This window comes from Roseburia sp. AM59-24XD, from assembly GCF_003478445.1.
Lineage (GTDB): Bacteria > Bacillota > Clostridia > Lachnospirales > Lachnospiraceae > Jutongia.
In genome coordinates, this window is record NZ_QUET01000001.1 from 91309 (window position 1) to 114458 (window position 23150).

General features: G+C 43.2%; 17 protein-coding genes and 1 pseudogene. All 18 read left to right on the forward strand.

The annotated features are described in order from the left end of the window. Positions 1-104 precede the first annotated feature (104 nt). The 18 genes and pseudogenes from DXA20_RS00415 (at position 105) to DXA20_RS00500 (ending at position 23049) form a co-directional block, all read left to right on the forward strand. Entirely contained in the window at positions 105-929 is an 825-nt protein-coding gene (locus tag DXA20_RS00415; protein ID WP_054754259.1) for a ParA family protein, read from the forward strand. Beyond that, a complete protein-coding gene (locus tag DXA20_RS00420) occupies positions 886-1830 on the forward strand; it encodes a ParB/RepB/Spo0J family partition protein (RefSeq protein WP_117825218.1) in 945 nt (314 codons plus the stop codon). The genes DXA20_RS00415 and DXA20_RS00420 overlap by 44 nt, the downstream gene beginning before the upstream one ends. Positions 1831-2115: 285 nt before the next feature. Then, positions 2116-6366, forward strand: coding sequence for a SpaA isopeptide-forming pilin-related protein (locus DXA20_RS00425; RefSeq protein ID WP_118558916.1), 4251 nt, complete (start codon positions 2116-2118; stop codon positions 6364-6366). Between the two features lie 160 nt (positions 6367-6526). Continuing rightward, positions 6527-6823 carry a hypothetical protein gene (locus DXA20_RS00430; protein WP_118558917.1) on the forward strand — a complete coding sequence of 99 codons (297 nt, stop codon included), beginning with the start codon at positions 6527-6529 and terminating at the stop codon, positions 6821-6823. 12 nt (positions 6824-6835) lie between these two features. After that, positions 6836-7096, forward strand: coding sequence for a hypothetical protein (locus DXA20_RS00435; RefSeq protein WP_023920501.1), 261 nt, complete (start codon positions 6836-6838; stop codon positions 7094-7096). Beyond that, positions 7077-7376, forward strand: a complete 300-nt coding sequence (locus DXA20_RS00440) for a hypothetical protein (protein ID WP_015512771.1) — start codon at positions 7077-7079, stop codon at positions 7374-7376. The genes DXA20_RS00435 and DXA20_RS00440 overlap by 20 nt, the downstream gene beginning before the upstream one ends. A 15-nt stretch (positions 7377-7391) precedes the next feature. Continuing rightward, positions 7392-14704: pseudogene (locus tag DXA20_RS18565) on the forward strand (N-6 DNA methylase). Positions 14705-14724: 20 nt separating this feature from the next. Then, positions 14725-15687 carry a DUF3991 and toprim domain-containing protein gene (locus DXA20_RS00450; RefSeq protein ID WP_118538337.1) on the forward strand — a complete coding sequence of 321 codons (963 nt, stop codon included), beginning with the start codon at positions 14725-14727 and terminating at the stop codon, positions 15685-15687. Next, positions 15684-16103 (forward strand): DUF3846 domain-containing protein, encoded by a 420-nt coding sequence (locus tag DXA20_RS00455; protein ID WP_118558918.1) that lies wholly within the window; start codon positions 15684-15686, stop codon positions 16101-16103. The genes DXA20_RS00450 and DXA20_RS00455 overlap by 4 nt, the downstream gene beginning before the upstream one ends. A gap of 135 nt (positions 16104-16238) precedes the next feature. Continuing rightward, entirely contained in the window at positions 16239-16397 is a 159-nt protein-coding gene (locus DXA20_RS00460; protein WP_087203228.1) for a DUF3789 domain-containing protein, read from the forward strand. Then, complete coding sequence (locus DXA20_RS00465; protein WP_002594670.1) at positions 16360-16701, forward strand: plasmid mobilization protein; 342 nt, start codon at positions 16360-16362, stop codon at positions 16699-16701. Before DXA20_RS00460 ends, DXA20_RS00465 begins: the two co-directional genes overlap by 38 nt. Beyond that, a complete protein-coding gene (locus DXA20_RS00470; RefSeq protein ID WP_118558919.1) occupies positions 16692-18077 on the forward strand; it encodes a relaxase/mobilization nuclease domain-containing protein in 1386 nt (461 codons plus the stop codon). The genes DXA20_RS00465 and DXA20_RS00470 overlap by 10 nt, the downstream gene beginning before the upstream one ends. Further along, positions 18061-18855 (forward strand): PcfB family protein, encoded by a 795-nt coding sequence (locus DXA20_RS00475; protein ID WP_066517854.1) that lies wholly within the window; start codon positions 18061-18063, stop codon positions 18853-18855. Before DXA20_RS00470 ends, DXA20_RS00475 begins: the two co-directional genes overlap by 17 nt. A 6-nt stretch (positions 18856-18861) precedes the next feature. Further along, positions 18862-19746: an LtrC-like protein gene (locus DXA20_RS00480; RefSeq protein ID WP_118217386.1), complete on the forward strand. Its 885-nt coding sequence runs from the start codon at positions 18862-18864 to the stop codon at positions 19744-19746. 12 nt (positions 19747-19758) lie between these two features. Further along, a complete protein-coding gene (locus DXA20_RS00485; protein ID WP_008789327.1) occupies positions 19759-19962 on the forward strand; it encodes a hypothetical protein in 204 nt (67 codons plus the stop codon). After that, entirely contained in the window at positions 19949-21757 is a 1809-nt protein-coding gene (locus tag DXA20_RS00490) for a VirD4-like conjugal transfer protein, CD1115 family (RefSeq protein ID WP_055062740.1), read from the forward strand. The genes DXA20_RS00485 and DXA20_RS00490 overlap by 14 nt, the downstream gene beginning before the upstream one ends. A gap of 19 nt (positions 21758-21776) precedes the next feature. Continuing rightward, the gene (locus DXA20_RS00495) at positions 21777-22139 is read left to right on the forward strand and encodes a hypothetical protein (protein ID WP_015530024.1); all 363 of its coding nucleotides are present in this window, start codon (positions 21777-21779) and stop codon (positions 22137-22139) included. 73 nt (positions 22140-22212) lie between these two features. Continuing rightward, the gene (locus tag DXA20_RS00500) at positions 22213-23049 is read left to right on the forward strand and encodes a hypothetical protein (RefSeq protein WP_118558920.1); all 837 of its coding nucleotides are present in this window, start codon (positions 22213-22215) and stop codon (positions 23047-23049) included. Positions 23050-23150: the final 101 nt, after the last annotated feature.

Genomic DNA, 23150 nt, shown 5'->3' on the forward strand with positions numbered 1-23150 from the left:
GGTGTTGAGAACAAATATTGCTATGACCGATTAGGAAATGAGTCGGTCAGGTACATAGCCATAATGCGGTGGCTATGAATTTTCAGAAAGGAGGGCAAAAAGAAGTGTCAAACTGCAAAACGATTTCCGTATGTAACCAGAAAGGCGGAGTCGGAAAAACCACCACAACAGTTAATCTTGGAGTCGGGCTTGCAATGCAGGGCAAGAAAGTATTGCTTATTGACGCAGACCCGCAGGGAGATTTAACGACTTGTCTTGGTTGGCAGGATACAGACGGCTTGGGTATCACGCTTGCAACGAAACTCACAGATGTAATCAATGAAACGATGACAGACCCTATGGTTGGTATCCTGCATCACGAAGAAGGTGTTGACCTTGTTCCGGCAAACCTTGAGCTTTCAGCAATGGAATTTAACCTTGTGAACGCAATGAGCAGAGAAACTACACTCAAGAATTATCTGAGTCAAGTGAAGAACAGATATGATTATGTAATTATAGACTGTATGCCTTCACTTGGTATGGTTACTCTCAATGCTTTATCGGCGGCAGACAGTGTTATCATTCCAGTTCAGGCTCAGTATTTGCCTGCAAAGGGTATGACACAGCTTGTGCAGACCATTTCAAAAGTAAAGAAGTATATCAATCCGGATATTAAGATAGACGGTATGCTGCTTACTTTGGTGGATAGCCGAACAAACCTTGCAAAGAGTACGGTAGAAGCACTCAGGGCGAATTTCGGTAATCAGATAAGAATGTATCGAACACAAATCCCGATTGCCGTGAAAGCTGCTGAAACTTCTTCCAAAGGCAAGAGCATTTATGCTTATGAGCCAAACAGCACAGTGTCTAAGGCATACGCTGAATTTACAAAGGAGGTGTTAGCCGATGGCAGGAAGAAAGAGCGACTTCACTCTCACGAAGCTCGATGATTTATTTACCACGCAGGCACAGAGAGATGAAGAACAGCTTTCAAAAATCCGAGATATTCCATTGGAGCTGATTGATGATTTTCCCGACCACCCGTTTAAGGTCAGGGACGATGAAGATATGATGCAGCTTGTGGAGAGTGTCAAGGAAAGAGGGGTTATTACTCCGGCAACGGTAAGGCAGAAAGAGGACGGCAGATACGAACTTGTTTCAGGACACAGACGAAAGCGAGCGTGTGAACTGGCAGGATTTGAAACCCTGAGAAGTGAGATTGTAGACCTGAACAGAGATGAAGCGACCATTTTAATGGTTGAAAGTAATTTCCAGAGGTCAGAGATATTGCCGAGTGAAAAAGCCTTTGCCTATAAAATGCGTTTGGAAGCATTAAGCAGACAAGGGAAAAGAACAGATTTAACTTCCAACCCACTGGGTCGGAAGTCGGATGGCAAAGAAACTGCTCAAATAATCGGAGAACAATCGGGCGACAGTCAAACGCAAGTTCGTCGTTATATTCGTCTGACAAACCTTGTTCCTGAACTGCTTGAATTTGTTGACGAGGGGCGTATTAAAATGCGTCCTGCCGTAGAACTTTCCTATCTTGATGAAGATTGCCAGCGTGATGTGGTTGACGAAATCGACCTGAATGACGCAACCCCGTCACACGACCAGACAATCCGTATGCGAAAGTTATTCAACGAGGGCAACCTTACAACCGAAGCAATCCACGCTGTTATGTCTGAGGAAAAGCCGAACCAAAAGGAAAAAATCGTGTTGAGGGGCGACAGAGTAAGACAGCTTATCCCGAAAAATATTCCCGTCAGTCAGACGGAGGATTTTGTCTGCAAAGCATTGGAGCATTACAACAAGTTTTTGCGTAACCGTGCAGAGCGTGACAGCAGATAGCCTGATTTACAGTTCCCCTTTCTCACACTCTAACCCCTTAGTTATACTTCTACCTACCGAAAATGATATATACTATCTCACTTGAATATAACTATCTCAAAGTATATGTCTATCTCTAAGGGGGGAATCGCACAATATGAACGGACTGGAGGTGTATGGTAAAATGAAAAATTAACGAAAAATCCGCATTTGTTTTTCGGCAGGTAAATCTTGTCGTAAGAGAAAATCCACAAAGGCACATCGTAGAGATACGGTGTGTTTTTCAATTTTACAGGAGGAAACGCAATGATAAAGTCAAAATTCAAAAGAGTCACGTCGCTTTTCTTGGCGACCCTTATGTGTGTGACCACTTTTGCAGGCATTGGCTCGACAACAGCATATGCTGCTTCGGGAGAAAAAGCCGATGTCTATATGGTCGATTTTCCTCGTGATGGCGATGCTAATTACGATGGGGTATGGGGACACAGCAATTTGACCTTGAAAAATGGTTGGCATACCGGACGTTCCAATTTTACCAATCTTAAGGCTATTGGCTCATACTCAGGCAATGTTGCTTATTGTATTGAGCCGGGAATTTCGCTCAAGGTCGGTCAGACAATGAATAAGTATGACGAAAATTATTTTAATAACCTTGCATCCAACGGGGTTATTTCCGGAGATGAAATCCGTCTTTTCGTTGGTCGTATTTTACAGTATGGCTATCGTGGGACAATCTCGACTTCTTGGAGGTCACAGAATGAAGCGGCAGCAAACAGCATTGCACAGGCTTATGCTACACAGCTTCTTATCTGGGAAACTGTTATCGGAGAGCGTGATGCAAACTTCAATCATGTAGCAGCCAGTGGTTGCAGCAATGTGAAAGATGTCATCAATGCAAAGCATCCGCTCCGCAATAAGATTTTCAGTTATTACAACAGTATGGTGCAGAGTGTACAGAACCATGCGACCATACCGAGCTTTTGTAATAAATCATCCGGTTCGGCAAAGACAATAGAACTTGAGTGGAACGGAAGCAAGTACACCACTACCCTGACAGACTCAAACAATGTGCTGTCCAAGTATAATTTCAAGGCAAGTATCAGTGGAGTGAGCTTTTCAGTGAATGGTAACAAACTTACTGTTTCTATGGATACTGCACCGAGTAAGGAATTTACCATTACCGCAACGAAGAAAAATGCAGTCCGCAGAGGTGTGGTTGTATGGTCAGAGGGCAAACACGGTCAGAACTCCAGTGTGCAGGATGTTGTCAGCTATGCTCAGGAAGTAAGCGACAGTATCAACGGTTATGTGAAGATGAAAGTCAGCTATGGTTCTTGTCAGATTGTAAAGACCAGTGAGGACGGCAAGGTTGACGGTATCAACTTCACGATTACCGGAAACGGTATCAATCAGACAGTTACAACAGCTAATGGCGGTAAGTTCCAGATTGATAACCTTATGCCGGGTATCTATACTGTAACCGAGCAGGCATACGATAAGTACGAGCCGCAGGAAACACATAGAGTTACTGTTGTAGCAGGACAGATTGCAAAGGTCACTTTCAATAACAAATTGAAGCGTGGCGACCTTCAGGTAGTGAAGTCCTCGGAAGATAACCTTGTTGAAGGTGTGAAGTTCCATCTTTTCGGTACTTCTCTTTCCGGTGATGCTGTTGACCAGTATGCAGTTACGGATAAAGACGGTGTGGCAACTTTCAAAGATGTGCTTATCAGTGGTTCTGAACCATATACTCTTGAGGAAGTGGACACAGCTATCCGTTATGTTGTGCCAAAAAATCAGACTGCACCAGTGAAGTGGAAAGAAGTAACCACAAGAAACTTCAATAACATTTTGAAGAAATTTACTGTAACAGTAACAAAGAGCGACGCTGAGAAAGGCGAAGCACAGGGAAATGCCAAACTTTCGGGAGCAGTTTATGGTATCTATAAGGGCGAAACGCTTGTAGATAAGTATGTTACTGATGAAAACGGTCAGTTCACTACCAAAGAATATGTTTGTGATACCGACTGGACAATCCGAGAAATTACACCGTCAGAGGGATATTTGCTTGATAAGACTATCCATGAAGTAGGTGCAGACCCGAAACTTTATGAGGTGGAACACAACCTTACTTCCAATGATGTAACCGAGCAGGTAATCAAAGGTAACGTGGCTATCATTAAACACACTGATGATGGAGAAACAAAGATTGAAACTCCTGAAAAGGGTGCTTCCTTTGAGATTTATTTGAAATCTGCTGGAAGCTATGACGCAGCCAATAAAGACGAGAGAGATACTATCGTTTGCGATGAAAATGGCTTCGGTCAGACAAAAGATATGCCGTATGGTATTTATACCGTACACCAGACTTCTGGTTGGGAAGGCAGAGAGATGATGGACGATTTTGATGTGTTCATTTCACAGAACGCACAGACGTATCGTTATCTTATCAATAACCGTAACTTTGAGAGCTTTGTCAATGTAGTCAAGGTGGACGCAGAAAGCGGAAAGAGTATTCCGTATGCAGGAGCAGGATTTAAGATTTACGACCCGCAGGGCAATCAGGTCAAAATGACCTTTACTTATCCGACACCAACCACGATTGATGTGTTCTATACCGACGCAAATGGTTCTCTTGTAACACCTGAGAAACTGGATTACGGCAAGGGATATTCTATCGTAGAGGTACAAGCTCCATACGGGTATGTACTTGATGATACTCCGGTATATTTTGATATTACCGAAGAAAATTCCACAGAGGAAGGCGGCGTAACTGTTGTGAAAGTCAATAAGCCGAATATGGCACAGAAAGGTACTATCACGGTTGAAAAGACTGGAGAAGTATTTAGTGGTGTCAATGTAAGTGGTTCTGAGGACAGTGATGTTATTTATCAGCCTGTTTATGAAGTGGCAGGACTTGAGGGTGCAGTTTATGAAGTCCGTGCTGCGGAAGATATTAGTACACCGGACGGTACACTCCGCTTTTCAAAGGGCGAAGTGGTAGATACTATCACAACAAGCTCCGATGGATTTGTGAAGAGCAAAGAACTTTATCTCGGAAAATACGAGGTCAAGGAAATTACCGCACCTTATGGAATGGTAGTGAGTGGCGAAACACATACGGTTGAGCTTACTTACGCAGGTCAGAATATCTCTGTTACCGAAACTTCCACATCATTCTATAACGAAAGACAGAAAGTGCAGGTAAGCCTTGCAAAAGTCATTGAAAAGGATAAGACATTTGGTATTGGCGACAACGGAGAAATCAAAAACATCAGCTTTGGTCTTTATGCCGCAGAAGATATTGTATCTACAAGCGGTACAGTTATTCCGGCTGATGGACTGATTGAGATTGTCAGCGTAAATGAAAATGGAATTGCTGTTATGAAGTCAGACCTTCCGTTTGGCAAATACTATGTCAAAGAGATTGCAACCGATGAGCATTATATTCTCTCTGATACGAAGTATCCGGTTGTATTTGAATACGCAGGTCAGGATACCGCAACGGTTGAAATCAAAGTGAATGACGGAAAAGAAATCAAGAATGAACTTATCTATGGTTCTGTATCAGGTAAGAAGATTGACGAGAATGGAGAAGCACTTGAGGGTGCTGTTATCGGTATCTTCAAAGCCGAAGAAACAGAATTTACAAAGGATACTGCACTTATGACGACTACCTCTGCAAAAGACGGTAGTTTTTCTTTTGCAAAAGTTCCTTATGGCAAATGGATTGTAAGAGAAATCGAGCAGCCAAAGGGATTTGTTCTTGATGAAAAAGCGTATGAGGTCAATATCAGCAAAGCCGAGCAGGTAGTTGAAATTGAGATTATCAATGAGTATGTTCACGGCAATATCATACTCGCGAAGGTGGATGCTGAATATCCGGACAACAAGCTTACGGGTGCAACCTTTGAGGTATATAAGGACACCAATGAGAACGGAAAGATTGATGATGGAGATGAACTTATCGGAAATCTTGAAGAAACTGAAACCGGAATTTATGAGATGAAAGAGCTGCTTTACGGAAAATATATTGTCCGTGAAACAAAAGCACCGGAGGGCTTCCTGCTTGATAAGGGAGAATACTCTGTTTTCATTGAGAAAGACGAAACAACTTATTCCGTTGAGAATAAGGCTGGTGTTGGATTTATCAATGAAGCTATGCGTGGAACACTGAAAATCGTCAAGACATCTTCAGATGGTAAGGTTAAAGGTTTTGCGTTCAGAGTAACCGGAGCAAACGGTTATGATATGACATTTGAAACAGATAAGAACGGCGAAATTGTGATTGATGGACTTCGTATTGGCGAATATACCGTATCCGAAGTGGCAAACAATGCCTCTGCCGCATATATCACACCTGCCGACCAGAATGTTACTATCAAACTTGATGAAACAGCCGTTGTAAAAATGCACAATGAGTTGAGGGATACTCCGAAAACAGGAGATGATACCAATATGAAACTTTGGTATGTCCTTGCCGGACTTTCTGCTGTCGGTATCGCCGTAACTTCTGTTGTTGCACACAAAAAGAAGAAAAAGGAGGGTAACGAGTAATGGAAGCAAAGACAATTATCGCTATCGCATTAGTTGCCGTTATTGTCGGCGGCTTTATCTTTCTTCAGGTTAAAAACCGTAAGAAGTAAGTAACAAGCGAACATTAACCAGTCGGGGCAGAGCGTAAAAACTCTGTCCCTTTAATTTTTGGAGGGACATTATGAAACAACAGAAAACGGTGGAGAGCCGAGTGCTTGAAATATTAAAGGAATGCCCGATGTCGAGGTATGATGATATGCTTCTCATTCTGCATTATTACAATCGGTACGGATATATACCTGCCGGAAATCTTCCGCTTGAGGATATTGTATTTAATTACCGAGCATACGGACTTCCTTGTTTTGAAACCATACGCAGGGCAAGGCAGAGAGTACAGTCCATTTTTCCTGAGTATTCACGTAATCCGCAGAAAGAAGAACAGAGCGGCAGTATTTCTATTGTAATCAACATTAACTAAGGAGGTGTTTTCGTGAAAGACAAAGCAACTTTTCAGAATAAGGTCAAGGTGCTGAATAAACTCTTTGACTCCGGTTGTGATACGGAGAAAAAGTTGCAGCAGCTTGATATGGAAGCAATCCTGAAAATCCCGAATATCACGATTCCTGATATGGGTGTGATTATGGAGCTTCAGAAGAATACAAAGTCCGGTAAACTCTTTTCGTATTTGGGCGGCGGTTCTGATGAAGCAACAAAAATGAGAGGTAAGGAAAATGAAGCAACAGGAGAATAGAGCAGAGCCGCAGGAAAAGCAAATTCGATTTATAGACAGTCATTACAATTTAAAATTCTATATTCCCGATGGTGGAAAAATCAGGATTACTTTTCGTGATGGACACACAGCAGACAGAGTGTGCAAGTATATTGATGACTACCATTTGTATGTCGGAAATTGCTGCTATCATATATGCGAGTTTGCTGAAAAAATGGAGCTTAGTGGAAGTAAAGTTGAACCTGTCAATCAATCCGAACCGTCAAAAAACAAGACAAGAAACAGAGAAAAACAGCGATAAGGAGGTGCAAGAGTAATGGCACGAAAATATGACCTTATTTCTGAGCTTTACAACCGCACCTGCAAAACGGTTGTGTCAAATCCTCAGAACTGGCAGGCATTCTTAGCTTCGGCTTGCCGAAATTATAAGTTACGTTATGACGAACAGCTTCTTGTATATGCACAGCGACCTGATGCAACAGCAGTTCTTGAGATAGAGCAGTGGAACAAAATTTTTGGCAGATGGGTCAACCGAGGTGCAAGAGGTATTGCTGTTTTTGCTGATGAAAACCGTTCACGGCAAAGACTGACACATTACTTTGACATTTCAGATACTCACGAAAGCAGATATTCAAGAACAGTCCCGATTTGGGATATGCGTCAGGAATACGAAGCTGATGTGATTGAAACATTGGAAAGCACTTTCGGAGAGATTGAGAATAAGAGCAGTCTTGCCGAAGCAATTATGGGAGCAGCAAGAAATGCGGCAGAGGATAATATCCCTGATTATCTGCAAGACCTTTACTATGCAACTGAGGGCAGTTCCTTTGAGGAAGTGGAAGAGGATATTGTAGCTTCCATTTATAAAAATGTTGTAGCAAACAGTGTGGCATATATGATGATGTCAAGGCTTGGCATCGATACGGATGGTTATTTTGAACTTGATGATTTCAGAGATGTTACCAATTTCAATACGCAGGAAACACTCAATGCACTTGGATTTGCTACCAGTGATATTGCAGAAATGGGATTGACGGAAGTATCTAAAACAATTACTGTACTCAACCGTCAAAATCGCATAATTGTCGGTCAGGACAGAAATGAATACAATAAGGTTGAAAATAACGACGAAAGGAGTTTGGACAATGAACGAACTGACCTACACGATGGTGGGCGATTACAGCCTTCCGAACCTGAAACTTCCACAGCAGCCGGAAGTGACTTTGGGCAGATACGCTCAGATGAGGAGAGAGTTTCTGAAGGAACATCACAGAGTCCTTTACTACAATCTCCTGACGAGGGGAGAATTGACACAGCACTTGGCGGAAGTGGAACAGAGAGCCAGCAAGATGGAGGAAACAATCCTGAGCCAGATGGCACAGAAAGAGGGAGTGACCGAACAGATGAAAGCAGAGGATATGATGAAATGGGTTCGTCTGATGAACTCCCTTCGCAGCTCGGCACAGGAAATCGTGAAAGCGGAAGTGATATTCGCTTAGAGTATTACGACAGAACGCACGAGGATAAAAGCCTTCCGTTTTTTGGACGTGATGAAGTAATCAATGAAATTCTCAGAACGACACCACATTTGTCAGCAAGTCTGGAAGAAATCAAAGATTATTATGAACGTAATCCTGATAACAAAGACCGCACAGAGTATATAAAGAGTATTTTCAATAATGATTATACCGAGCTTACTTTAGAGGATGGCAGGACAGTAGGGTACAAGACCTTTGAAAACGTTCTGCATTTGTGGGAGGGCAAATACGACAGCAGAACCGCACAGAGTTTTTATGATTGGGCTGTTATTGCTCGACATTTTGAAGCTATGCGATTATTGGGAGAATTAAGTGACAGCATAAAACCATTACCGTCAATGGACGGTCAGATGACATTCATATTAGACGGTCGGGCAGAGGAAAAGAAAACCTCTGCCTTTACTTTTTCTCAGGAGATTATCGACGCTGTTCTTGCGAATGGAAGCGGATTTTCTGAGGGTAAAATGCGTATCTATGAGCAGTTTGAAAAAAGCCTTTCAGCAAAAGAAAACGCAGACTTCTTAAAAAATGAGTACGGTTGGGGCGGCTCTTATCCAGTAATAATCGGAGCAGGAATTGATGAGAGTCACGATGGAAAAGGTATTACGATTACGAAAGGTATCGGTAAAGAAAATCCACATATCACGCTTTCGTGGTCGCAGGTGGAGAAACGTATCGGGGAACTTATCCGAATGGCAGATACTTAAATCCAAAGGAAAAAGAACGCTATCCTCAGTGGCTTGAAAGTCAAGAGGAACGCAGAGCCAAAATCGAGGAAACGAAAAGAAACCGTGAGATACTCTCTAATGCACCACCGGAGCAGGAACTAGCCGAAAAAGAACCTGAAGAAGCGGAAATATCGCAAGATGTGAAATATGAATATCATCTTGGCGATAAGGTGTATATCGGTGCTTCTGAGTACGAAATCTTATCTGTTGATGATGAGAGAGTAATGCTCTATGACTATGATATGCCACTGTTCAATAAGGAATTTTCACGCACAGAGTTTGACAGAAAAGTGCGTGAGAATCCGATGAATGAGCATTTGATTGTAAAGGAAGAACCTGCCGAAGAAAGAAATGAAACGGAAGAAGTTCAGACCAATATGGGCAGTATGCCGATTGAAGATTATCGAGAGATAGTAGCTTCGCAGTCAGGTTTTGACAGCTATGATGAGATGTATCATCAGGGGTATCGCATAGGAAACGGTTATGATAAAGAGCCTGAGCCGGTAGTTCCCGCTTGGGAGCAGAAGAAAAAAGTCAAAGGCTTTGACTTGCACCCTGATGTATCTATGGCAGAACGCCACACCTTTAATCTCAAAGAAAATGAGGTTGAAACAGTTGGTAAAAAGGAACGCTTCCGCAGAAATATTATGGCGATACAGCTTCTAAAAAAAATGTCAGGAAGAAAACAGATTTGCCACTCCTGAAGAACAGATTATCTTATCAAAGTACGTTGGTTGGGGTGGGCTTTCAGAAGCCTTTGATGAAAATAATTCAGCGTGGGCAACGGAATATCTGGAACTTTCTTCGGTATTAACACCGGAGGAATATGCTTCGGCAAGAGAAAGCACGTTGACTGCGTTCTACACGCCGCCCGAAGTTATCACAGCCATTTATAAGGCAATGGAGCAGATGGGCTTTAAGGAAGGCAACTTGTTAGAGCCGTCCTGCGGTATCGGTAATTTCATCGGTATGCTGCCGGACACAATGCAGGACAGTAAGATTTACGGTGTGGAACTTGATACGATTTCCGCAGGGATTGCACAGCAGCTTTATCAGAAAACAACCATTGCGGCACAAGGATTTGAAGAAACCAATCTGCCGGACAGCTTCTTTGATGGAGTGGTTGGCAATGTGCCTTTTGGAGATTTTAAGGTGTCGGATAAAAGGTACGACAAGCATAAGTTCCTGATACACGATTACTTTTTTGCCAAGTCCCTTGATAAGTTAAGACCCGGCGGTGTGATGGCACTTGTAACGAGCAAAGGCACAATGGATAAGGAAACTTTAGCAGTACGAAAGTATATTGCACAGAGGGCAGAGCTTCTTGGAGCAATCCGATTGCCGAATAATACCTTTAAGGGTAATGCAGGAACGGAAGTCATTTCGGATATTCTTATCCTGCAAAAGCGTGACAGACTGATAGATATTGAGCCGGATTGGGTTCATCTTGATACCGATGAGAACGGAATTAAGATGAACTCTTATTTTGTGCAGCACCCCGAAATGATACTCGGAGAAATGAAAATGGTATCGGGGCGTTTCGGTATGGAAGCAACTTGTGTGCCGTATGAAAATGCAGACCTTGCAGCACAGCTTGATGAAGCAGTAGCAAACATTCACGGAGAAATCACGGAATATGAAGCCGAGGAAGAACTGGAGGAGGAAGATAATTCTATTCCGGCAGACCCGGCAGTGAGAAACTTTTCATATACGGTGGTAGACGATAAAATCTATTATCGTGAAAATTCCCGTATGACTCCGGTGGAAGTGTCGGCAACCGCAGAGAACCGAATTAAGGGTATGATTGCTATTAGAAATTCCGTCAGAACGCTGATTGAATTGCAGACAGAAGATTACCCTGACAGCGAAATCAAAGCGGAGCAGGAGCGATTAAACAGACTTTATGATACCTTTTCAGGTAAGTACGGACTCATTAACAGCCGTGCAAATACCTCTGCTTTTTCGCAGGACAGTTCATTCTCTTTGCTTTCCGCATTGGAGATAATCGGAGAGGACGGAGAACTGGAACGTAAGGCTGATATGTTTTCTAAGAGGACAATTAAGCCGCATACTCCGGTTACTTCTGTTGATACGGCAAGCGAAGCGTTGGCGGTATCTCTTGGAGAAAAAGCCACGATTGATATGGACTATATGATGGAGCTTTCCGGTAAATCGGAGAATGAAATCTTTGAGGACTTAAAGGGTGTTATCTTCCTAAACCCGCTTTATGAGTATGGAAATTCTTACGAACCGAAGTATCTGATGGCTGATGAATACCTTTCGGGTAATGTCAGGGAAAAGCTGAAGATTGCAAAGAACTCGGCAGAACTCTATCCGGAAGATTATAAGGTCAATGTGGAAGCACTTCAAAAGGTGCAGCCGAAAGACCTGACTGCAAGTGAAATTTCCGTGCGACTTGGTGCAACTTGGCTGCCACCGGACGATGTGCAGGAGTTTATCTTTCATTTGCTTGAAACACCACGCTATGCACAGTGGAATATCAAAGTTCACTTCTCTCCATTTACGAGTGAGTGGAATATTGAGGGCAAATCCTATGACAAAGGAAATGTAAGGGCATATAACACTTACGGAACTTCCCGCATCAATGCCTATAAGATTATTGAGGAAACGCTGAATTTAAAAGATGTGCGTATCTTTGATTATATCGAAGATGATGAGGGAAAGAAAAAGGCTGTCCTAAATAAAAAGGAAACAGCGATTGCTCAGTCGAAGCAGGAAATGATTAAGCAGGAATTTCAGGACTGGATATGGTCTGACCCTGAACGAAGGGAAAGGCTTTGCAAATCTTACAATGAGAAATTCAATAGCGTCAGACCTCGTGAGTATGATGGAAGTCATATCATCTTCAATGGTATGAATCCTGAAATTGAACTCAGGGAACATCAGAAAAATGCGGTTGCTCATATCCTTTACGGAGGAAATACACTTCTTGCACACGCAGTCGGAGCAGGAAAAACTTTTGAAATGGTAGCGGCAGCACAGGAGTCGAAAAGGCTTGGGCTTTGTAACAAGTCACTGTTTGTTGTACCAAATCACTTGACCGAACAATGGGCGGCTGAGTATTTGCAGCTCTATCCGGCGGCGAATATCCTTGTCGCAACAAAGAAAGATTTTGAAACCAAGAATCGTAAAAAGTTCTGCGGCAGGATTGCAACCGGAGATTATGACGCCGTTATTATCGGACATTCACAGTTTGAGAAAATCCCGATGTCCATTGAAAGACAGAGGGCAATCTTAGAACAGCAGCTTGAGGAGATAACTGGAGGAATTGCAGAACTCAAGCGAAACCGAGGGGAAAACTTCTCCATAAAGCAGCTTGAAAAGTCAAAGAAATCTATCAAGCAGAAACTTGATAAACTCAATGACCAGACGAAAAAAGATGATGTTGTAACCTTTGAGGAACTTGGTGTAGACAGGCTTTTTGTTGATGAAAGCCATTATTACAAGAACCTTTATCTTTATACAAAAATGCGTAATGTGGGCGGTATCGCACAGACGGAAGCACAGAAATCTTCCGACCTCTTTATGAAGTGTCGTTACCTTGACGAGATTACCGGAGGTCGAGGAACCGTATTTGCAACGGGTACACCTATCTCAAACAGCATGGTGGAACTCTATACGATACAGCGATATTTGCAGTATAACACGCTTGTGAAAAATGGGTTGCAGCACTTTGACGCCTGGGCATCCACTTTCGGAGAAACCATTACGGCAGTGGAACTTACACCGGAAGGAACAGGATACAGAGCAAAGACAAGGTTCGCAAAATTCTATAACCTGCCTGAACTAATGGCGATGTTCAAGGAGATAGCGGACATTAAGACAGCGGATATGTTGAACCTGCCAGTACCGGAAGCAAAGTACCATAACATTGCAGTAAAGCCGTCAGAAATGCAGAAAGAAATGGTTGCTTCCCTTGCAGAGAGAGCCGAGCAGGTGCGTGGCGGCGGTGTGGATTCAAGCGTAGATAATATGCTGAAAATCACGAATGACGGAAGAAAACTGGCTCTTGACCAGCGTATGCTAAACGATATGCTGCCTGATTTTGAGGGCAGTAAAATCAATGCCTGCGTCGATAACATCTATCGGATATGGAAAGAAAATGCCGACAAGAAATCGGCACAGCTTGTGTTTTGTGACCTTTCCACGCCGAAGAATGACGGCACATTTTCCGTCTATAACGACATCAGAAAGAAGCTGATTGAGAGAGGTATTCCTGAAAGTGAAGTGAAGTTCATACACGAAGCCGACACGGATATGAAGAAAAAAGAACTGTTCCAAAAGACCCGCAAGGGAGAAGTCAGGGTGCTTCTTGGCTCTACTCAGAAGATGGGAGCAGGAACGAATGTGCAAGACAAACTTATTGCACTTCACGATGTGGATTGTCCGTGGCGACCTTCAGATTTGGAGCAGCGTTCCGGCAGAATTGTCCGTCAGGGCAATGAAAATCCGCAGGTAGAGATTTATCGCTATGTAACAGAGCAGACCTTTGATGCATACCTCTATCAGCTTGTGGAAGGTAAGCAGAAGTTCGCAAGTCAGATTATGACGAGCAAATCTCCGGTCAGGTCGGCAGAGGACATTGATGAAACCGCACTGTCCTATGCAGAGATAAAAATGCTTGCAACAGGCAATCCGTATATCAAAGAAAAGATGGACTTAGACATTCAGGTGCAGAAGCTGAAGATGTTAAAATCCAATTTCTTATCGGAGAAATACGGACTGGAGGATAAGGTCATCAAGTTCTATCCACAACAGATTGCTTACTTAAAATCCCGTGTAGAGGGACTTACAAAAGATGTTGAAACAGCAAAATCACACCCGAAACCGATAGACGAGCAGCCGCTTGGAATGATGGTATCGGGTGTTTCTTATTCCGAAAAAGCCAAAGCAGGTCAGGCAATCATCAATGCCTGCAAGTCAATGAACAGTCCTGATGCGATACCACTTGGTGAGTACCGTGGCTTTCAAATGGAACTGTATTTTGATACGGTGCAACGTAATTATGTTGTGAAATTAAAAGGCGAAACGAGCAGAGATGTACCGCTTGGCGACGACGCTCACGGTAATATCGTGAGAATAGATAACGGCATTGAACGCTTTGAGGAAGCACTTGCTGATACGAAAAACAGCCTTGAAAATATGGAAAAGCAGTTTGAAACAGCGAAGCAGGAAATCGAAAAGCCGTTTGCCAAAGAGGAAGAATTGAGGCAAAAACTGCCAGACTTGATGAGCTGAATATCCTGCTCAATATGGATAAAAAAGAAAATGAGATTGTCGGCGGAGAGCCTGATGAGGGCGAGCCAGTCGGCGGCAGAAAGGAGAAATCGTATGAGAGATAAACAGGAAGGCGGTGGTCGATATGCCTTTTATCGCACCTGAGTTAATCATTCAGGCGAAGCAGATGGACTTACTAACTTACCTGAAAAATTATGAACCGTATGAGTTGGTTAAGTTTTCAGGTAACACCTATTGCACCAGAACCCACGACAGCTTGAAGATTTCAAACGGGAAATGGATATGGTGGTCGAGAGGTATCGGCGGCAGGAGTGCTTTGGATTATCTGATTAAGGTCAAAGGTTACAGCTTCCTTGAAGCGGTGGAAACCATTATCGGACACACAGCGATTCAGGCTCCGGTCTATGAAAAGCCACAGCCAAAAGAGGAAAATAAACCGCTTCTTCTCCCTGAAAAATGTGCTTCCAACAGAGTGATTACAGAGTATCTTTTCGGGAGAGGAATAGATTTTGAAATCATCAATTACTGTATCTCTAATGACCTTATCTTTGAGAGCCTGCCGTATCACAATGTTGTGTTTGTAGGCTATGACGAGAAGAAAGAGCCGAAATATGCAGCCTACCGTTCCACGAATAAGCGTAGGATTATGGGCGATTGCAGTGGCAGTAAAAAAGATTATTCTTTTCGGCTTGGTAAGGAAAACTTGGAGGAAGTACACCTCTTTGAGTGTGCCATAGACCTGTTATCCTATGCCACGCTTGCGAAGCTGAACGGGCAGAACTGGAAAGAAATGAGCTTTGTTTCGCTGTCCGGGGTGTATTCTCCGGCAAAGAAAATTGAGGACAGTAAAGTGCCGATTGCACTGGAAAAGTATCTTGGCAGTAACCCATCTGTCAGGAAAATCCGTATCCATTTTGACAATGATATAGCGGGCAGAAAGGCAGCACAGACCTTAAAAACCATTCTGCCGGATAAGTATGAAATCGTTGATGAGCCACCAAAAGCAGGTAAGGACTTCAACGATTTTCTTTGTATGCGGATGGGCATTTACAATAAAAAAACACACGAAAGGAATGAAGAACGATGAATGATTCTAAGATTAAAGTTCTCTTGGTAGAACCGGAAAAGTACCCGAAGGAAATTGTAATCGACGACAGTCTGGAAGCAATGCAGGAGGTTGTCGGCGGGGATATTGAGGAATATATGCCCTATGATGATGACGTTGCAATCATCTGTAATGAGGAAGGAAAGATGAGAGGACTTCCGCTTAACCGTGCAGTTTATGTGCAGGACAATGATAAGAAAGAGATGGTAGATATTATCTGCGGCAAATTCTTTGTCTGTTATGCACCGCCTGAGAGTGAGAGTTTTCAGAGCTTGCCGGACGATATGATGAAGAAATACAAGGAGCAGTTCAAATATCCTGAACGCTTTTCTAAGGAAGTGGGCGGCAATATCGTGGCTGAACCTTTTAAGCCGAAATCAAAGGATTATGAGAGATAGTAGACTGAGAACGGGGCAACCCGGAGGAGATGTTTATTCTTAGCGAGCAGACCATTTGGATAAACACAGTTTCCCAAACGGTAAAAGGCTCGTTAGGGGTTGCCCCTAATACCTCGTGAGAAAGGAGAACTTGATTTGAGAGAGTTATTACTTATCGCCGCCGGAACACTGCTCGGCAGTTGTCTTGGCGTTACGATGATGTGCTTATTCCAGATTAACAAAGATTGCAGAGTAAAGAGAAAGGAAGATACCGATTATGAGAAAGAGAAACATTCAGAAGATTGTACGCTTTAACCGCAAGGAAGCACAGGATTTGGCAGCTAAGGCAAAGAAGGCTTGTCTTTCCGAAGCAGGACTTATCCGTTTGCTTATCAGAGGTTACGAACCGAAAGAGAAACCCGATGACCGTTTCTATGATGTGATGAGGGAACTTTCCTCTATCGGTAATAACATCAATCAGCTTGCTGCCAAAGCGAATACACTTGGTTTCATTGACGCACCTATGCTGAAGAATGAAGCTGCGAAGTGGAATAAGTTCCAGTCAGAGATTGAGAGGACATATCTTCGTCCGAATCAGAGCGAAATGAAATGGCAGTAACAAAGTTGTGGTCGGTAACAGAAAGGCTTGGTCAGGTCATTGACTATGCAACCAATCCCGAAAAGACTTCTGCAAATATCAAAAGGGAGTTTTCACCAGAACAGTATCAGGCTCTTGCTGATGTTATTGCTTATGCAAAGGACGAAGAAAAAACAGAGCGAGAATTTTATGTTGAGGGTATCAACTGTAATGTGGCGATTGCCCGTGACCAGTTTATAACGGTTAAGGAACAGTACCAAAAGACAGAAGGTATCCAAGCCTACCACGGATATTTGAGTTTCAAGGAAACAGATATATCTCCTGAGATGGCACAGAAAATCGGAATGGAGTTTGCAAATGAAGTGTGGGGTAAAAGATTTCAGGTTGTTGTGACAACCCATCTGAATACAAAGCATCTGCACTGCCATTTTGTCATCAACTCTATTTCTTTTGTCGATGGGAAACATTTGTGGGGCGAGGAAAAAGCGTGGTTCAAATTCCGAAAAGTTGCAGACAGAATTTGTGAGAAGTACGGACTTTACTATGACCCGAATCCGAACCGCAGTAAGCAGTCGGATTATCTGACGATGAAAGAAAAGGCAGGTATGCTGACACGCTACTCGGTTGCAAAAGAAGCCATTGATTATGCTATCGACCACAGCAAGACCCTGAAAGAATTTCAGTTTGCTCTCAAGGAAATGGGATATGCCTATAACCTAAGTCCAAGCCGAAAATACTGGACGGTCATTCCAAAGGGATACGATAAGCCGATACGACTGAAAAATCTCGGAGCAGATTATACCAATGACCGGATTGTAGAGCGTATCAAAGAAAATCGTGACAGATGGGCAGAGATTGAGCCGTTCCAGAGGGCGACCTATAAACCAAGACAGTACCGTATGCAGACCAGAGGGCAGAAGCTGAAAAAGAAAGGCGGACTTTATGGGCTGTATCTGTATTACTGTTACAGACTCGGTTATCTGCCCAAGTATAAGAAACAGAATAACGCAAGGCTTCATTATCTTTTGAAAGATGATTTGATGAAGCTCGATAAGATTACTGATGAAGTAAGGCTGCTCGGACGAGAAAATATTTCCACGGACGAACAGCTTTTTTCATATAAGATTTCCTTAGAGGAGCAGATGAAAAATCTGATTGCCGGAAGAACACATCTCCGAAAAAAGATAAGAACAAATATTGATGATGGTCAGCTTCAGGCGGCAAAAGATGAAATCGCTTCTATCAATGGAGAATTGAAGAAACTCCGACGGGAAGTAAAACTCTGCGAAAATATTGCGGAGAGGTCAAAGGTTATGGAAGAAAACCTTGAGCATATCGAAACAGAGGAACAAAAACAGCAGAGAAAGGAGAAATCACGCTATGAACAACGGTGGTGACGCAGCAGAGCAGGTCGTTAGACTTTCGCTTGAAGGATTTGAAGTTGCTGCAAGATTAAGTGGTTCGGCGGCGAAGAATATCGCATTGCTTTTGGTATCTGTTCTGAAGCAGGAACAAAAGACGAAGGGTAAAGCAAGGCTTACCAATATGATTAAGTCAGGCAAGGAGCTGAAAGTCTTTTCCATTCCGCAAAAGGATTTGAAGAAGTTTACCGAACAGGCAAAACGCTATGGCGTTCTTTATTGTGTCCTCAGAGATAAGAACACAAAGGGAGAGAACGCTCCGGTAGATATTATTGCAAGAGCAGAGGACGCTTCTAAAATTCAGCGTATCGTTGAAAGATTTGAACTTGGCAAGGTGGATAAGGCTTCGATTGTCAGTGAAGCAGAGAAGGCTATCGCAGACCGTGAAGCGGTTGAGAAAGAAAAGCCGACTAAATCCAAGAGTGAAATCATTATGGAAGAAGCGGTCAGAAATCCAATGCAGAAAGAGGAGCGAGCAAACGCAAACCCCTCAGTCGCCAAAACAGACAAAAGCCCTCTGTCAAGGCAAAACTCAGAGCCGGTAGAAACGCAATCTGATAAGGGTGTTGCAAAGCCAGTGGAAAAACCATCGGTCAAAGAGAAACTTGACCGTTACAAGGCACAGGCAAAACAGCAAAAAGAAGCAGAGCGTAAAGAGCCGGAGGTTAAGAAAGGCGGCAAGAATCCGCAGCAGAAAAACGGTCAGACGGTACACCGTCAGCCGAAGAAGAAACCCAAAACAAAAGAGAGGTAATTCACTATGACAAATGATTTCAAACCCGCAAAGGCTGGCGGTAATCAGCCAAGATTATCCAAAGAGGAGTATGCAGAAAAGAAGCGAGCAGAAAAAGAAAAAGTCTATCAGATGATTGATGATGCTGCCCGTGAGATTGTGAGTGACCCTGAGAAGTTCAAGAACTTTCTTGATACGCAGAGTCGAATGGACAGATATTCCGCAGCAAATGCTCTCCTTATTTACAGTCAGTATCCGCAGGCGACACAGCTTAAAGATTTTGATGATTGGGGTAAGGACAATGTGAAGATTACCAAAGGGGCAAAGAGTATTTCTATTCTTGAACCAGTGGAATACACAAGAACAGATGGTTCTCCGGGTATTTCCTACAATGTCAAAAAGGTATTTGATGTTACGCAGACAAATGGAAGAAAAGCTCCGGCAGTATCAGCAAACCGTGACCCGAAAGCACTTATCACGGCAATGCTTGATGTATCTCCGGTGGAGGTTGCGGCAACCGATGAACTTCCGTATCCGAATATGGCAGCTTTCTATAATAATGAAAAGCAGACCTTGTATGTGAAACGTAATGTGGGCGACAGCGTAGCAGTTGCTCAGTGTGTCGCTCAGGAACTTGGACACGCACAGCTTTCCATCAACAGCGAAAGTTACAGCCGCAGGGATATGGGCTTTCAGGCAGTGTGTATCGGATATATGATTTGCAAGAAGTATGGCGTAGATACACAGAATTTTGCAATTAACCGTATTCCGGAGGGACTGGCTTCCAAAGAGCCGAAAGAAATCCGTGCGGAGCTTTCCAAGACACGAAATGCAATGGCAGAAATTCACAGTCATATCTCTGATGAAATGTTCCGCAAGAAGCAGGAGCGTTCAAAGGACTATGAGAGATAACGGAGGGCAGATATGGAAAAAGAAAAACTCTACCACATTGCTTTGGACGATTATGAACACGGTGTTGTCATTCGCTCCTTAAACGATGAGAAAACAAAGTTGATGGAGGAAGGCAAGTCCGCAGACGCAGTAGACGACCTGCTTGTAAAAGTCGGAAATGCCCCATTGAAAAAGTTCAAAGTGATTGAAAGGAAACGCTCAGATGAAGCGAGATAATGACAGGCAGACTGCCATTATTTTATCCATTGTCGGTATCGTTCCGGTTATATGGCTGTCACTTCTGATTGCACCTTCCATAAGCGGAGGATTGCCGGAGATAGCAGCCAATCTTGCGACACTTTTTGATAATCCATTTTCCATAAAATTATGTGGGGACAGCTTAAAAACTGTCCTCATTTTGCTTTTATGCTATGGAATGGGTATCGGGATTTACTTTTCGACAAGAAAGAATTACCGCAGACGAGAAGAACACGGTTCTGCCAAATGGGGCAATGTCAGAGCCATTGATAAAAAGTACCGACAAAAGCCACTATCAGAAAATAAGCTGATGACTCAGAATGTGTGCATTGGACTTAATGCCAAGAAGCACAGACGAAATCTGAATACGCTTGTGTGCGGTGGCTCCGGTGCAGGTAAGACAAGATTTTATGCAAAGCCTAATATTATGAATGCTGCAAGAAACAGCTATGTGATATTAGACCCGAAAGGGGAAATCCTGCGAGATACGGGACATCTTCTTGAGAAGAAAGGTTACGAAGTGCGTGTGCTTGATTTGATTTCAATGGAGAAAAGCCATTGTTACAATCCTTTTGTTTATTTGCAGAATGACAATGATGTGCAGAAGCTCGTAACCAATCTTTTTAAGAGTACCACTCCGAAAGGTTCACAGAGCAATGACCCATTTTGGGATACGGCAGCGTCAATGCTTCTGCTTGCACTTGTATTTTATCTGCATTATGAAGCACCGCCGGAAGAACAGAATTTTGCGATGGTAATGGAAATGCTCAGAGCCGGGGCGATTGAGGACGAGGACGACCCAAGTCCTTCTCCGCTTGATAATCTGTTTTCGGATTTGATGATAGATAATCCTGACCACATTGCTTTGAAGTATTACCACTCTTATCATTCCGGTTCTTCCAAAACATTAAAATCCATACAGATAACCCTTGCAGCAAGGCTTGAAAAGTTTAACTTGGAAAGTCTTGCTGCTCTTACTTCTGCCGATGAACTGGATTTGCAGTCACTCGGAGAGAAAAAGGTGGCACTGTTTGCACTGATACCGGATAACGACTCCAGTTTCAACTTCTTGGTATCCATTCTTTACACACAGCTCTTTCAGCAGTTGTTTTATGCAGCCGACCATATCCACGGCGGTTGTCTGCCGATGCCTGTTCATTTTATGATGGACGAATTTGCCAATGTTTCACTGCCGGACGATTTCGACAAGATACTGTCGGTTATGCGTTCCCGTGGGGTATCGGTAAGCATCATCTTACAGAACTTGGCACAGCTTAAAGCCTTGTTTGAAAAACAGTGGGAGAGCATTGTGGGTAACTGCGATGAATTTCTTTACCTCGGTGGAAATGAGCAGTCAACCCATAAATATGTGTCGGAGCTGTTAGGCAAGGAAACCATTGATACCAACACGTTCGGAAAGAGTACTGGAAGAAGCGGTAACTATTCCACCAACTATCAGATTAGCGGCAGAGAGTTACTTACCCCTGATGAGGTGCGTATGCTCGATAATCAGTACGCTATTTTATTTATCCGTGGGGAAAGACCCATTATGGATTTCAAATATGACATTATGAAACACCCGAATGTGGCACTTACCACAGACGGAAAGGCAAGTCCTTATAAGCACGGAGAAGTTACAAAAGATATTGCTTCGATTGCCATTTGGGATATTGACCCTGCAACACTTCCTGAAAAGGAAATGGAAGAAACGAACTGGGAACTTCTTTCCGATGAGGAGATGGAAGCTCTGTTTATAAACAATCAAACAAATTAAATTTTGGAGGTATTCAACTATGACTATTTTTAAGAAAAAAGCAACTGACACTCAGGAAACAAAGAAACTGCCTATGACCGGAAAGGTCAAGAAAGGCTTCCGTGCTTACTGCACAATGGTTATTGTCGGTGCGTTGGCACTTGGAATGACAACGACTGCATTTGCAGCGAATGACCCGCTTACCGTAGTCAACAATCTGTCTGACTTTATCTTCGGACTTATCCGTGCCATCGGTATGATTTTGCTTGGCTTTGGTATCGTGCAGGTCGGTCTTTCGCTCAAATCTCACGACCCTTCTCAGAGAGCCAATGGATTCCTGACTCTTGCAGGTGGTGTCATTATCACTTTTGCGAAAGAAATCCTTACTCTTATCACAGGCTAAGATAAGAGTTACACAGTTATCGAGGGGTGTGCCAAGTTACGGGACACCCCTTAATTGTAAGGAGGTGCTTTGAATGAGTGATAACTGGGTAGTTCAAAATCTTGAAAATGCCCTTGAAACTTGGAATGAAAAACTGTCGGAAATATGGGCACTCATCACAACTACACCGCAGAACTTTAAGGGCGGGAATATCTGGAATGTTATTGTTGACATCAACGGTGCAGTTCAGGCTATCGGGCTTGCCTTACTTGTATTGTTTTTTGTGATAGGTATGGTAAAGACCTGCGGAAGTTTTACAGATGTGAAGAAACCAGAACACGCACTGAAACTCTTTGTTCGTTTTGCACTGGCGAAAGGTGTTATCACATACGGAATGGAGCTTATGCTTGCATTATTTAATATCGTGCAGGGGACAATTTCAACCATTATGAATGCTGCCGGATTTGGAACTCCGGAACAGACGACCTTGCCCGCAGAGATGGTAACGACCATAGAGGATTGCGGATTTTTCGAGAGTATTCCATTGTGGGCGGTAACGCTTATCGGAGGATTATTTATCACGGTGCTGTCGTTCATTCTGATAATGACGGTGTACGGAAGATTTTTTAAGTTGTATATGTACACAGCACTTGCACCGATACCGCTTTCCACATTTGCAGGAGAACCGACACAGAATGTCGGCAAGAGTTTTATCAAGAGCTATTGTGCAGTTCTGCTTGAAGGGGCAGTCATTGTACTTGCTTGTATTATTTTCTCCGTATTTGCTTCATCGCCGCCAGTGGTTAATCCTGACGCAGCAGCAGTTACGCAGGTGTGGGCATATATCGGGGAATTGGTATTTAATATGCTCGTTCTTGTCGGTGCGGTAAAGATGTCTGACCGTATTATCCGAGAAATGATGGGACTTTAAGGAGAGATTTTGAGATGAACCAAAGAAATTGTAAGAAATGTGTTTACTATGGCGGTAAACGGAAGGGCAAAGTCTTTTGCCTGAATGATAAATGCGGGAGG